This is a genomic window from Pseudomonas lundensis, from assembly GCF_002269125.1.
GTDB classification, from domain to species: Bacteria; Pseudomonadota; Gammaproteobacteria; order Pseudomonadales; family Pseudomonadaceae; genus Aquipseudomonas; species Aquipseudomonas lundensis_A.
In genome coordinates, this window is record NZ_NQKI01000018.1 from 78,925 (window position 1) to 91,396 (window position 12,472).

The window sequence follows — 12,472 nt, forward strand, 5'->3', positions numbered from 1 at the left end:
TGCCGCAGGAAAGCGCCGTCTGCTACTCGCAGGTGAGAGGAAGTCAGCAGGCAGCAGCCAGCGCGGGAAGCGCCAGCTGCTGTGTTTCGCGTGGTGCTTAGTTGTTTTCTTCGTGGGGTTCCCAGTCGCGGGTACGGCTCACGGCCTTTTTCCAGCCTGTGTAAAGTTTCTCTTTGCTGGCCTCTTCAAGGGTGGGTTCGAACTCGCGTTCAATCACCGCTTTACCGCGCAATTCGTCGAGGCTGCTCCAGAAACCGCAGGCAAGACCGGCCAGGTAGGCAGCGCCCAAGGCCGTGGTTTCGCGCATTTGCGGACGCTCGACCATGGTCCCCAGAATGTCAGCTTGAAATTGCATGAGGAAGTTATTGGCCACGGCGCCGCCGTCCACGCGCAGGGCTTTGAGGCGTTCGCCGGAATCCTGCTGCATGGCGTCCAGAACATCGCGGGTCTGGTAGGCAATGGATTCAAGCGCTGCACGAATAATGTGATCGACGCGTACGCCACGGGTCAGGCCGAACAAGGCGCCCCGTGCATACGGGTCCCAATACGGTGCGCCAAGACCGGTAAAGGCGGGTACCAGGTACACACCATTGCTGTCCTTGACCTTGCTGGCGAAGTACTCGGTGTCGTGGGCGTCGTTGATGATCTTCAGTTCATCGCGCAGCCACTGCACGGTGGAGCCGCCGTTGAACACTGCGCCTTCCAGCGCATACGCCACTTCGCCCCGGGGGCCGCAAGCGATGGTGGTCAACATGCCGTGGGTGGACTTGACCGCGTTGGTGCCGGTGTTCATCAACAGGAAGCAACCGGTGCCGTAGGTATTTTTGGCCTGCCCCGGCTCAACGCACATTTGGCCAAACAGCGCGGCCTGTTGGTCTCCCGCAATGCCGCCAATAGCGATGCCGCTTTTGGTGCGGCCATAGATTTCGGAGGAAGATTTAACCTCCGGCAACATTTCACGCGGGATATCCAGCACTTCCAGCATCTTCGTGTCCCACTCCAGCGTGTGGATATTGAAGAGCATGGTGCGCGAGGCGTTGGTGTAATCGGTGACGTGTGTCTTGCCACCGGTAAATTTCCAGATCAGCCAGCTGTCGACAGTACCGAACAGCAGTTCGCCGTTACGGGCACGTTCGCGGCTACCTTCGACGTTGTCGAGGATCCACTTCAATTTGGTGCCGGAGAAGTACGGGTCAGTCACAAGGCCGGTGGTGTCGCTGATGTACTGCTCGTGGCCGTCACGCTTGAGCTGTTCGCAGATTTCAGTGCTGCGTCGGCACTGCCAGACAATGGCGTTGTAGATCGGACGGCCGCTGACCTTGTCCCAGACCACAGTGGTTTCACGCTGGTTGGTGATACCGATGGCGGCGACTTGATCGTGATGCAGGCCCGCTTGCGCGAGGGCTTCTACCATCACGGCGCTCTGTGTCGCGAAAATTTCCATCGGGTCGTGTTCGACCCAGCCTGCCTGAGGGTAATGCTGCTGGAACTCGCGTTGGGCGGTGCAGACCACGTTGGCGTCACGATCAAAGATGATCGCTCGCGAACTGGTGGTGCCTTGGTCCAGCGCAATAATGTAGTTCTTATTCTGAATGTCGGTCATGGGATTGCCTTGCAGAATGAAGTAATGGGTTCAGGGCGCGAGAAGAAAACGGGCAGAGTCTCGTGCGCCCCGTTTCATAAGTCGATATCAGGACGCTTGGGTTTTCACCTCAGCGCTTGCTTGGGCATCCGTTGCCACAGGTTCGACGGCAGGCAGGTGGCGGGCAATCATCCCGCGGTAAATGGCTGCGCCGAGGCAAGCACCCACGATGGGTGCAAAGATTGGAACCAGGAAATAAGGAATATCGCGTGCGCCGGTGAACGAAACTTCACCCCAGCCCGCAAAGAATGTCATCAGCTTAGGCCCGAAATCACGTGCAGGGTTCATTGCAAAGCCGGTCAATGGGCCCATCGAGCTGCCAATGACCGCAATCAGCAAGCCAATCAGCAAAGGTGCCATTGCACCGCGTGGCAGGCCATTTTTATCATCCGTCAGGGCCATGATTACGCCCATCAGGATGGCCGTAATCACCACTTCCACGAGAAAGGCTTGCAGCGTCGACAGGGATGGATGCGGATAAGTCGAGAAAACAGAAGCCAGATCCAAGCTCTCTTTACTGCCGCGTACCATCTGATGGGCTTGTTCGTAATCGAAGAACAGGTTGCTGTACAGCGTGTACACAAGGGCAGCGGCGCAAAACGCACCTGCGACCTGCGCGAGGATATAAAAAGGCAATTTGCGTTTTTCAAAATCGGTGAACAGGCACAACGCGATGCTGACGGCCGGGTTCAGGTGGGCACCTGAAACGCCAGCCGTGAGATAAATCGCCATGCTCACGCCAATACCCCAGATGATGCTGATTTCCCATAAGCCAAAGCTTGCGCCCGCGACCTTGAGAGCCGCGACACAACCGGTGCCAAAGAAGATAAGAAGTGCGGTGCCGAGAAACTCGGCCATACACTGGCCTGAAAGCGTAGGGTGCTGCGATGCAGTCGTCATGTGAAACCTCATTTTTGTTGTTTTTTGACATCGTCAGTCAGGTGGCAGTGAAACTGCACAAAAACCGGGAAATGCTTTTCCGTGTTTTTCGTGTGCTGGTAAATAGGAACATAATTTTGGCAGATATATTCAGAATCGAAAAAATATAGACAAGAAACACAACTGTCAAAGGTCGAAAGTGAACGAGCATTCACATTCTGACTTTTGCAGGATGTTTTGGTATTGGTTTTTCTGTAAGCAAAGACTACAAATCGGTAGGTCCAGATGTAACGATTCAGCCCGGATTTGAATTGGAACGCCCGTTCCAGCGCCTTTTCAGGCCTGAATTGCCCTAAAATCACCGGCGATTATGTGCCATTACCAAATGACAGGAATGCCAATGACCCCTGCACTGGATCTGCTGAAAAAAGTTCGCGCCGAGCATCGGATACACAGCTACGAGCATGACCCCAAAGCGGCATCCTACGGCCATGAAGCTGCGGAAAAGCTTGGTCTGGAGCCTGCTCAGGTGTTTAAGACGTTGCTAGCCAGTAGCGAAAAAGGTGAATTACTGGTCGCTGTGGTACCGGTCGTCGGAAGCCTGGATCTTAAAGCGCTTGCGCATGCCGCCGGGGTTAAAAAAGCTGAAATGGCTGACCCGGCGGCAGCGCAGCGATCGACAGGCTACTTATTGGGCGGGATCAGCCCTCTGGGGCAGAAGAAGCGCTTGCGTACTTTTATAGACAGCAGCGCTGAGGAGTTTGCGACGATTTATGTGAGCGCCGGGCGACGCGGGCTGGAGGTCGAATTGGCGCCCTCAGTGCTTGCAGAGCAGACCCGGGCAACCTTTGCGGCAATTGGAAGGGCTTGAAACACCGGCGAGGTGACAGTCACGTCGCCGGTGTATCAGATGTTTCAGTGAACGTTGCTGAAACGTCTGACACCTGAGTCAGAGTGGGGAATTTGCGCAGCGGTGCTACCACTGGTTTGGAACATCACGAGGTGCTCAGCTGCAACACGAATGCCCACTTCTGCGCCTGGAAGATGGTCGACGTGGCTTGGGAAAATCGACTCCAGCTGACTGCCTGTCGACAGTTGCAAGCGATACAGCGTCGATGCGCCGAGGAAGGTCTTGCCGATGATTCTGGCTTTCAGGTCGCTGTCCGGCGCATAGACGATATCGTCCGGGCGCAGCAGCACATCGACGGCGCCACCCGTTGGCCATGTGTATGCGCGGTTGCCCTGCAGGACACCCAGCTCCGTTTGCACGGACTCCGGGCTCAGTAACTGGCCGCGAATGAAGTAACCCTGGCCAATAAAGCTCGCCACGTAAGGTGTCAGCGGTTCGTGGTAAAGGTTGTAAGGCGTATCCCACTGTTCCAGCCTGCCTTCTTTGAACACGCCAACGTGATCACTTACGGCGAAGGCTTCTTCCTGATCGTGTGTCACCAAAATCGCGCTGGTGCCGCGTGCTTTCAAAATATCCCGCACTTCATGGCTCAGCTTGCGACGTAACTCACCATCCAGATTGGAGAACGGCTCATCCAGCAGAAGCAATTGTGGCTCCGGCGCAAGGGCGCGAGCCAGTGCAACGCGCTGCTGTTGCCCCCCAGAAAGCTCATGGGGGAAACGCTTGCCGAGGTTTTTCAGGTTGACCAGTTCAAGCAGTTCTTCCGTCACACGGTCTTTGTTCGGCAGTTTGCGAATACCGAAGGCAATGTTGTCGGCCACGCTGAGGTGAGGAAATAGCGCGTAGTCCTGAAACACCATACCTATACGACGTTTCTCCGGCGCGAGGGTAAAGCCTGCGCTGGAAATGATCTCGCCACCCAGCTGGATTTCACCTTGATGGATCGGTTCAAAGCCTGCGATTGCACGCAGAGTGGTCGTCTTGCCGCACCCCGAAGAGCCCAACAGGCAACCGATGTCGCCGGCATTGAGGTGCAGATTGAGGTTTTGTACAACGCTTTGGCCTTGGTACCCACAGGCCAGATCGCGAAGGTTAAGCAGAAGAGGTTGACTCATGCGTGGTGGTACGCCGGTTGTACAAGGAATTCGAGCAACGCTTTTTGCGCGTGCAAACGGTTTTCAGCCTGGTCCCATGCGACTGAACGCGGATCGTCCAGCAGGTCCTCGCTGATTTCTTCCCCACGGTGCGCGGGTAAGCAGTGCATGAACAGTACATCGTCGGCCGCCAGATCAAGCAGTGCCTTGTTAACTTGATAAGGCGCGAACTGCTGCAGACGCTTGGCAGTCTCTTCTTCCTGGCCCATGGAGGTCCAGACATCGGTGCTGACAAGGTGGGCGCCTGCGACAGCATCTTGCGGCGCACGCACGATGGTCACGCGCTCGCCTGCCTGGGCCAGGAGCTCGGCATTGGGTTCGTAGCCTTCCGGGCAGGCGATGCGCAGGTGGAAGTCGAACTGAGTGGCGGCTTCTATATAGCTATTGCACATATTGTTGCCGTCACCGATCCAGGCCACGGTTTTGCCTTTGATCGAACCGCGGTGTTCCAGAAACGTTTGCATGTCAGCCAACAATTGGCAGGGGTGCAAATCGTCTGAGAGGCCGTTGATCACCGGGACGCGAGAATTGGCAGCAAATTCTGTAAGGGTGCTGTGGGCAAAGGTACGGATCATGACGGCATCCAGCATGCGCGACATAACAATCGCGCAGTCGCCGATGGGTTCACCGCGGCCCAGTTGGGTATCACGAGGCGAGAGGAAAATGGCCTGACCGCCGAGCTGAATCATACCCGCCTCGAATGACAAACGGGTGCGGGTCGATGACTTTTCAAAAATCATACCTAGCACACGGTTTTTCAGAGGTTCGAAAAGTACGCCGCGGTTGCGCAGGTCCTTGAGCTCGATGCCTCGACGAATCACGCTGATTAGCTCTTCGGGCGTGCAATCCATCAGGGAGAGAAAGTGCCTTGCGCTCATCATTAACTACCTTTTTTTACAACGACTGCAGATGCTCAAAGCCGGATTTTTCAGGAAAACGGGCGAGACCTGCGGCGTTAGCCGCACCGGGCGACGAAATAGGGGAAGGCGCGATCTTATAAGGAAATGTCGCGTCTTGCCAATAAGGGTGTTGTTTGGGGGTGTCAGGCGATGGGCAAGCGGCATGAGCGCGTGCCTTGAAATCACTAATGGGTGGTTTACCTGCCCCCTCAGCTGCTCATTTGTACACTGCCCCACCCGGGGTTGGCAATTATGGGCAGCAGAAGCAGACTATCGTCGGTGGGGGAGACCGAGCGTGGTGCTTGGGTTTCCGTTACAATGCGCCACCGTGCCGACAACTGAGTCGGAAAGTTCAGCCGAGGTGCTCCATGGATATCATCGAAACTATCAAAGAACAGATTGCCAACAACACCGTTCTGCTCTACATGAAAGGCTCACCGAATGCCCCGCAGTGCGGCTTTTCGGCGAAAGCTGCTCAGGCCGTTATGGGCTGTGGTGAAAAGTTCGCTTACGTGGACATCCTGCAGAATCCGGAAATTCGCGCCAACTTGCCAAAGTACGCCAATTGGCCAACCTTCCCGCAATTGTGGGTCGGTGGTGAGCTGGTCGGCGGCAGCGACATCATGGCGGAGATGTTTGCCAATGGTGAGTTGCAAACCCTGATCAAAGAGGCAGCCGCTAAAGCCGCTGCAGCCAAGACCGAAGCGTAACGGTCTTTGCGCGCTGATTTGAATAAATTAGCGCGCATTAAAAACCCCGCCACTGTTAAACAGGGCGGGGTTTTTTATTGAATGAGAGGCTGTTTATTCGCCCATCTGCGATTGCAGATAATTCTCAAGGCCTACTTTATCAATCAGGCCAAGCTGAGTTTCGAGCCAGTCAATATGCTCTTCTTCGGACGCCAGAATGTCTTCAAGAAGTTCTCGGCTACCAAAGTCACCCACAACTTCGCAATGTGCGATGGCTGCTTTGAGATCGGCGTGACCGGTGCGCTCGATGCGCAGGTCGCACTCAAGCATTTCCTTGGTGTGCTCGCCGATATGCAGCTTGCCCAGATCCTGTACGTTCGGCAGACCTTCCAGAAAGAGGATGCGTTTGATCAGCTTGTCCGCGTGCTTCATCTCATCGATGGACTCGTGGTATTCGTGTGCACCCAACTTTTCCAGGCCCCAGTCTTGATACATGCGCGCATGTAAAAAGTACTGATTGATTGCGACCAGCTCGTTGCCGAGGATTTTATTGAGGTGCTGAATGACTGAAATGTCGCCTTTCATCGCGAGGGCCTGCCTTCATTAACTGTATATGCGCAAGAGTTTGATCCGCACACTTACAGCTGTCAAACCTAAGTATTTGAATACTCTATTAAAATTAATCGGAATAAGAATGTTTGTATTCCGCGTCTAGACCCTAAGCACTTGAATTCAAGGCATAAAAAAACCGGACATTACGTCCGGTTCTCTTTAAAAGGCGAAATCAGGCGACTGAAAATTCTGCCGGGTAACTCATGGCTGCCTGACTGGCTTGTAGGGAAGTCAGGGTTTCGCGCACCACTTGCTTGGCCAGGCACGCACATTTGCCACACTGACTGGCAACACCGGTCGCTTCGCGCACTTCACGGTAGCTGCAGCAACCTTCATAGATTGCGTCTCGAATTTTTCCATCAGTGACGCCAGTGCAGAGGCAAACGTACATAAATAAGAACCATCGCTGGTTGGGATTCAATGCGAAGGATCTTAATGTTAACGAGAATGATTGTCAAAGCAACTTGTGTCTCGATTGCGTGTTTAACTCCCGACGCTGACGAACGGTGCGGCGCTCAACCCTCTTGGGTGTAAAAAAATGGGGGAGGCCGGACCCGACGACCGGTGTATGATGGCCGATCTTTTTTCATGCGCGAGCTGATTGTTAACCGTGTCATTACCCATGACTGGCCAGCTCCCGTTTACCACGCTGCACATCAGGAGATATCCATGAGCGTACTCGTAGGCAAACAAGCCCCTGACTTCACAGTCGCCGCCGTTTTGGGCAATGGCGAAATCGTTGACAGCTTCACGCTGTCCACCGCCATCAAAGGCAAATACGGCCTGGTGTTCTTCTACCCGCTGGACTTCACGTTCGTTTGCCCGTCCGAGCTGATTGCTCTGGATCACCGCATTCCTGAGTTCAAAGCGCGTAACGTGGAAGTGGTAGCAGTCTCCATCGACTCCCACTTCACCCATAACGCATGGCGCAACACGCCGGTAAACAACGGCGGTATCGGTCAGGTGCAATACACCATGGCTGCCGACATGAAGCACGAAATCTGCAAAGCCTACGATGTTGAATCCGAAGGTGGCGTAGCTTTCCGTGGCGCATTCCTGATCGACGACAAAGGCATTGTTCGTTCGCAGATCGTCAACGACCTGCCTCTGGGCCGTAACATGGACGAACTGCTGCGTCTGGTTGACGCTCTGCAATTCCATGAGGAGCACGGCGAAGTTTGCCCGGCCAACTGGAAAAAAGGCGACAAAGGCATGACCGCTTCTACTGCGGGCGTAGCGGCGTACCTGTCCGAGAATGCTGACAAGTTGTAAGCGTCAGTCAAAGGGCATAAAAAAACCGGACGCACTGTCCGGTTTTTTTATGTGCGATAGAAAGTGTCAGACTCAGTCGTCGAAATCTTTCCAGCCGCCCATTTGTTTCCAGCTGTTGACGATGCCACAGAACAGCTCAGCTGTTTTTTCAGTGTCGTACCGCGCTGAGTGAGCTTCGCGCCCATCGAAATCGATGTCCGCGGCCTGACAGGCTTTCGCGAGCACCGTCTGGCCGTAAGCCAGACCCGCCAACGTAGCCGTGTCGAAACTCGAGAAGGGGTGGAACGGGTTGCGCTTCATGTCCAGTCGAGCGACGGCCGCATTCAAAAAACCGAGGTCGAAGCTGCTGTTATGTCCCACCAGGATCGCGCGCTTGCAGCCATTGGCTTTCAAGGCTTTGCGAACACCGCGGAAGATATCGGTCAGGGCCGTTTCTTCGCTGACGGCCATGCGCAACGGGTGATCCAGCTTGATACCTGTAAACTCGAGCGCCGCAGGCTCAATGTTGGCGCCTTCGAACGGCTCCACGCGATGGAAATAGGTGTGTTCAGGGAACACGAAGCCTTTCTCGTCCATGCCGATCGTTACGGCCGCGATTTCCAGCAATGCATCGGTCGCACTGTTGAAACCGCCGGTTTCAACGTCAATAACTACCGGCAGGTAGCCGCGAAAACGTTCCGCCATCGGGTGACGCGGTCCGCCATGCCCGCCTTCATGTTCGTCGTCGAAATGGTCGTCACTCACAGCTGTTCCTCCAGCAGGCGCCAGCGCAGTTTTTCACCGGCGCGCAGCGGGATTACGGTCAGCTCGCCAAACGGCAGGCTGGTTGGGGCGATCCACTCCTGGCGAACCAAGGTGATGTGTTCGGTGCTCGGCGCCAATCCGTAGAAGCGTGGGCCGTTCAAGCTGGCAAAAGCTTCCAGCTTGTCCAGCGCATTGCGCTGTTCAAAAGCTTCGGCGTACAGCTCGATGGCGGCGTACGAGGTGTAGCAACCGGCGCAGCCGCACGCCGCTTCTTTGGCGTGCTGGGCATGGGGTGCCGAGTCAGTCCCGAGGAAGAATTTCTCGCTGCCGCTGGTTGCAGCATCCAGCAGGGCTTCCTGATGGGTGTTGCGCTTGAGAATCGGCAGGCAGTAAAAGTGCGGGCGTATACCACCCACCAACATGTGGTTGCGGTTGTAGAGCAGGTGGTGAGCAGTAATCGTCGCGCCGACGTGGGTTGAAGCTTCGTTGACAAATTGCACGGCGTCAGCCGTGGTGATGTGTTCGAACACAACTTTGAGTGTCGGAAAACGATCTACGACGCGGCGCATGTGCTCGTCGATGAAGATTTTCTCGCGATCGAAGATATCCACGTTAGCGCGCGTCACTTCGCCGTGAATCAACAAGGGCATGCCGACTTCAGCCATGGTTTCCAGAACAGGGAAAATAGCGTCGATACTGGTGACACCAGAGTTGGAGTTGGTCGTTGCACCTGCAGGATAAAGCTTTGCAGCGTGTACGAAGCCACTGGATTTTGCTGCGCGAATGTCTTCAGGCTGCGTGCGATCAGTCAGATACAGCACCATCAGCGGCTCGAAGCGGCTACCCGCAGGGCGAGCGGCCAAAATACGCTGTCGATAGGCATCAGCTTCGGCTGCGTTACGCACCGGAGGCACCAGGTTGGGCATGATGATGGCGCGGCCAAAAGTGCGCGCTACATCCGCGACAGTGTGAGGCAACACAGCACCATCGCGAAGATGTATGTGCCAGTCATCGGGACGCAGAAGGGTCAGGCGGTCGGACATTGGGGATTCCAGGCGGGTCAAACTGAGGCGAATCCTACCGGAAAACACTCTGTCAGGCACTCGCTATCAAGTTTTGCGGCGCTTAACCGATATCTTTTGAGAATGCCGTCTATCTGTTTGCTGTTTTTTTGCAGTACAAGCCTGTGGAGCCGCCCGTGCGCCAGCGTTATCTAGCCCTACTCAGTATGTTTGCCAGCCTGCCTGCCATGGCCCTGACTTTCCAGACGCGTCTGGAGAATATCGAGTGGAAGGTGGAAGGTGACAAATTCGAGTGCCGTCTTATCCAGCCGATCACGGACTTCGGGTCTGGCGTATTCGTGCGCCGCGCGGGTGAACAAGCTATTTTTCGCCTCAATGCCTTCAACGCTTTGTTGGGTGAAGGATCTGCTACGTTGCTGGCGGCCGCTGCACCTTGGCAGCCGGGGCGTGGAGATATCAATCTTGGATCTGTCCGGATTGGTCGGGGTCAAGTGCTGTTCAGCAGTTCTCAGGCTCAGGCCTCCAGCCTCGTGCGGGGCTTGCTGGAGGGGCGTACTCCCTTAGTCAGGCATTATTCTTCGACCGGCGGAACGTCTGAAGTTCGCTTGCTTCCTGTTAAGTTTCGCCAGGCGTACAGCGATTACGAGGCTTGTACGGCCAAGTTGTTACCCAAAAATTTCGAGCAGGTTCGTCAAAGTCGGATTGGTTTTCCGGGCGGCGGGATTGATCTGGACAATCAGGCGCGGGCAAACCTGCTGGTTATGGTGGAATATATGAAGGCAGATCCCTCGGTCAATCATGTCACGCTGGATGGGCACTCGGACAATTCCGGTAACCGTCTGACCAATCGTGACTTGTCACGACGCAGAGCGCTGGCCGTCATGGATTTCTTCAAGGAAAACGGCATTCAAGAGTCGCAAATCACACTCCGGTTTCATGGTGAGCAATACCCGTTGGTGCGTAACTCCAGTGCTGCGAATCGTGCAAAAAATCGCCGTGTCAGTGTGCGGCTTGAGCGGGTTCCCGCGCCGGAAAAAACGACTCCTCCTGCAAATACGACCCACCCTGCTAACGTCTCTTAATGCAGACACCGTCGTCGCCCTAATGAAAGTAACTGTCGCTTTGTCGTCTTAAGCTGTCGCGCCTCTGTAATTTATGCAACTTGAGCGGTAGACTGTTCGGCTTTTCGAACAACCCGTGGAGTGATGGCATGGCGGACGTAAACAAGGTCGTTCTGGCTTATTCGGGCGGCCTGGACACTTCGGTGATCCTGAAGTGGCTGCAGGATACTTATAACTGTGAAGTCGTAACCTTTACCGCTGACCTGGGTCAGGGCGAAGAGGTCGAACCTGCACGTGCCAAGGCGCAAGCCATGGGCGTCAAGGAAATCTATATTGACGACCTGCGCGAAGAGTTTGTTCGAGACTTCGTGTTCCCGATGTTCCGTGCCAATACTGTTTACGAAGGCGAGTACCTGCTGGGTACCTCCATCGCTCGTCCGCTGATTGCCAAACGCCTGATTGAAATCGCTAACGAAACGGGCGCTGATGCCATTTCCCACGGTGCCACAGGTAAAGGTAACGATCAGGTGCGCTTCGAGCTTGGCGCCTACGCACTGAAACCCGGCGTTAAGGTGATTGCGCCCTGGCGTGAATGGGATCTGCTCTCGCGTGAAAAATTGATGGATTACGCTGAAAAGCATGCAATCCCAATCGAACGCCACGGTAAGAAAAAATCCCCTTACTCCATGGACGCTAACCTGCTGCATATCTCGTACGAGGGCGGTGTGCTGGAAGACACCTGGACTGAGCACGAAGAAGAAATGTGGCGCTGGACCAAGTCACCTGAAGACGCACCCAATACGCCGACGTATCTGGAATTGACCTACCGCAATGGTGACATCGTGGCGTTGGACGGTGTTGAAATGACGCCTGCTACGGTATTGGCTACCCTGAACCGCATTGGCGGAGAAAACGGTATCGGTCGCCTGGATATCGTTGAAAACCGCTACGTGGGCATGAAGTCCCGCGGCTGTTACGAAACCCCGGGCGGCACCATCATGCTGCGTGCTCACCGTGCGATTGAGTCGATTACGCTGGACCGTGAAGTGGCGCACTTGAAAGATGAGTTGATGCCTAAATACGCCAGCCTGATTTACACCGGTTACTGGTGGAGCCCTGAGCGCGTCATGTTGCAGCAGATGATTGATGCCTCCCAAGCTCACGTGAACGGTGTCGTTCGTCTAAAACTCTACAAAGGTAATGTCATCGTCACCGGTCGTAAGTCTGATCAGTCGTTGTTCGATGCGAATATCGCAACCTTTGAAGAAGATGGTGGCGCTTACAACCAGGCCGATGCTGCAGGTTTTATCAAACTGAATGCACTGCGCATGCGTATTGCGGCGAATAAGGGTCGTACGTTGTTCTGATCGACTACGCCTGTTGAAAAAAAAGCCCCGGCCAATGGTCGGGGCTTTTTTTAAAGCGCTTTTGAAGTGCCAATAATTTCAATGTGTCATGCTCAGTGAGTCAGTGTCGGTGTTGTAGGTGAAAACAGTGGTTGTGTCCCCTAAGGATGCTCCGATCAACTTGCTGCGCGGCGGCGGCAAGTCGTAATTTGCACGGCACGCAGCGCTATTTGCTCAAAACG

13 protein-coding genes are annotated in these 12,472 nt (G+C 55.0%); 5 read left to right on the forward strand and 8 right to left on the reverse strand.

Going from position 1 to position 12,472, the window contains the following annotated elements:
* Positions 1-97: 97 nt before the first annotated feature.
* Together glpK and CJF39_RS12975 are read right to left on the reverse strand one after the other, a co-directional pair.
* Entirely contained in the window at positions 98-1,603 is a 1,506-nt protein-coding gene (gene glpK / locus CJF39_RS12970; protein ID WP_094993780.1) for a glycerol kinase GlpK, read from the reverse strand.
* An 87-nt stretch (positions 1,604-1,690) separates the two neighbouring features.
* Positions 1,691-2,542 carry an MIP/aquaporin family protein gene (locus CJF39_RS12975; protein WP_094993781.1) on the reverse strand — a complete coding sequence of 284 codons (852 nt, stop codon included), beginning with the start codon at positions 2,540-2,542 and terminating at the stop codon, positions 1,691-1,693.
* Between the two features lie 379 nt (positions 2,543-2,921).
* Between CJF39_RS12975 and ybaK the strand changes: the two genes are divergently transcribed.
* Entirely contained in the window at positions 2,922-3,392 is a 471-nt protein-coding gene (gene ybaK / locus CJF39_RS12980; RefSeq protein ID WP_094993782.1) for a Cys-tRNA(Pro) deacylase, read from the forward strand.
* Positions 3,393-3,436: 44 nt separating this feature from the next.
* Here the strand turns inward: ybaK and CJF39_RS12985 are convergent, their stop codons facing one another.
* Both CJF39_RS12985 and argF read right to left on the reverse strand, forming a co-directional pair.
* Complete coding sequence (locus CJF39_RS12985) at positions 3,437-4,546, reverse strand: ABC transporter ATP-binding protein (RefSeq protein WP_094993783.1); 1,110 nt, start codon at positions 4,544-4,546, stop codon at positions 3,437-3,439.
* Positions 4,543-5,463: an ornithine carbamoyltransferase gene (gene argF / locus CJF39_RS12990; protein WP_094993784.1), complete on the reverse strand. Its 921-nt coding sequence runs from the start codon at positions 5,461-5,463 to the stop codon at positions 4,543-4,545. Before argF ends, CJF39_RS12985 begins: the two co-directional genes overlap by 4 nt.
* A gap of 389 nt (positions 5,464-5,852) precedes the next feature.
* On the opposite strand from argF, the gene grxD reads away from it, so the two are divergent.
* Complete coding sequence (grxD, locus tag CJF39_RS12995; protein ID WP_094993785.1) at positions 5,853-6,194, forward strand: Grx4 family monothiol glutaredoxin; 342 nt, start codon at positions 5,853-5,855, stop codon at positions 6,192-6,194.
* 93 nt (positions 6,195-6,287) lie between these two features.
* On the opposite strand, the gene bfr is transcribed toward grxD, so the two are convergent.
* Together bfr and CJF39_RS13005 are read right to left on the reverse strand one after the other, a co-directional pair.
* On the reverse strand, positions 6,288-6,758 hold the full coding sequence (gene bfr / locus CJF39_RS13000) for a bacterioferritin (RefSeq protein ID WP_094993786.1): 471 nt from the start codon (positions 6,756-6,758) through the stop codon (positions 6,288-6,290).
* 199 nt (positions 6,759-6,957) lie between these two features.
* Positions 6,958-7,176, reverse strand: coding sequence for a bacterioferritin-associated ferredoxin (locus tag CJF39_RS13005; RefSeq protein WP_094993787.1), 219 nt, complete (start codon positions 7,174-7,176; stop codon positions 6,958-6,960).
* Positions 7,177-7,454: 278 nt separating this feature from the next.
* On the opposite strand from CJF39_RS13005, the gene CJF39_RS13010 reads away from it, so the two are divergent.
* Positions 7,455-8,057, forward strand: a complete 603-nt coding sequence (locus tag CJF39_RS13010; protein ID WP_047274004.1) for a peroxiredoxin — start codon at positions 7,455-7,457, stop codon at positions 8,055-8,057.
* A gap of 72 nt (positions 8,058-8,129) precedes the next feature.
* On the opposite strand, the gene rnt is transcribed toward CJF39_RS13010, so the two are convergent.
* Together rnt and pyrC are read right to left on the reverse strand one after the other, a co-directional pair.
* Positions 8,130-8,801 (reverse strand): ribonuclease T, encoded by a 672-nt coding sequence (gene rnt, locus CJF39_RS13015; RefSeq protein WP_094993788.1) that lies wholly within the window; start codon positions 8,799-8,801, stop codon positions 8,130-8,132.
* A complete protein-coding gene (pyrC, locus tag CJF39_RS13020) occupies positions 8,798-9,844 on the reverse strand; it encodes a dihydroorotase (protein WP_094993789.1) in 1,047 nt (348 codons plus the stop codon). The genes rnt and pyrC overlap by 4 nt, the downstream gene beginning before the upstream one ends.
* Before the next feature lie 155 nt (positions 9,845-9,999).
* Here pyrC and CJF39_RS13025 point away from each other — a divergent pair, with 155 nt between their 5' ends.
* A complete protein-coding gene (locus CJF39_RS13025) occupies positions 10,000-10,905 on the forward strand; it encodes a flagellar protein MotY (protein ID WP_094993790.1) in 906 nt (301 codons plus the stop codon).
* A 128-nt stretch (positions 10,906-11,033) separates the two neighbouring features.
* On the forward strand, positions 11,034-12,251 hold the full coding sequence (locus CJF39_RS13030; RefSeq protein WP_094993791.1) for an argininosuccinate synthase: 1,218 nt from the start codon (positions 11,034-11,036) through the stop codon (positions 12,249-12,251).
* Positions 12,252-12,472 lie beyond the last annotated feature (221 nt).

What these genes read in the sequence shown, in the direction of transcription:
- bfr (WP_094993786.1), bottom strand. Translation starts at nt 6,758, where the DNA reads ATGAAAGGCGACATTTCAGTCATTCAGCACCTCAATAAAATCCTCGGC.
- CJF39_RS13030 (WP_094993791.1), top strand. Translation starts at nt 11,034, where the DNA reads ATGGCGGACGTAAACAAGGTCGTTCTGGCTTATTCGGGCGGCCTGGAC.
- argF (WP_094993784.1), bottom strand. Translation starts at nt 5,463, where the DNA reads ATGAGCGCAAGGCACTTTCTCTCCCTGATGGATTGCACGCCCGAAGAG.
- pyrC (WP_094993789.1), bottom strand. Translation starts at nt 9,844, where the DNA reads ATGTCCGACCGCCTGACCCTTCTGCGTCCCGATGACTGGCACATACAT.
- CJF39_RS13010 (WP_047274004.1), top strand. Translation starts at nt 7,455, where the DNA reads ATGAGCGTACTCGTAGGCAAACAAGCCCCTGACTTCACAGTCGCCGCC.
- grxD (WP_094993785.1), top strand. Translation starts at nt 5,853, where the DNA reads ATGGATATCATCGAAACTATCAAAGAACAGATTGCCAACAACACCGTT.
- glpK (WP_094993780.1), bottom strand. Translation starts at nt 1,603, where the DNA reads ATGACCGACATTCAGAATAAGAACTACATTATTGCGCTGGACCAAGGC.
- CJF39_RS13005 (WP_094993787.1), bottom strand. Translation starts at nt 7,176, where the DNA reads ATGTACGTTTGCCTCTGCACTGGCGTCACTGATGGAAAAATTCGAGAC.
- CJF39_RS12975 (WP_094993781.1), bottom strand. Translation starts at nt 2,542, where the DNA reads ATGACGACTGCATCGCAGCACCCTACGCTTTCAGGCCAGTGTATGGCC.
- CJF39_RS12985 (WP_094993783.1), bottom strand. Translation starts at nt 4,546, where the DNA reads ATGAGTCAACCTCTTCTGCTTAACCTTCGCGATCTGGCCTGTGGGTAC.
- ybaK (WP_094993782.1), top strand. Translation starts at nt 2,922, where the DNA reads ATGACCCCTGCACTGGATCTGCTGAAAAAAGTTCGCGCCGAGCATCGG.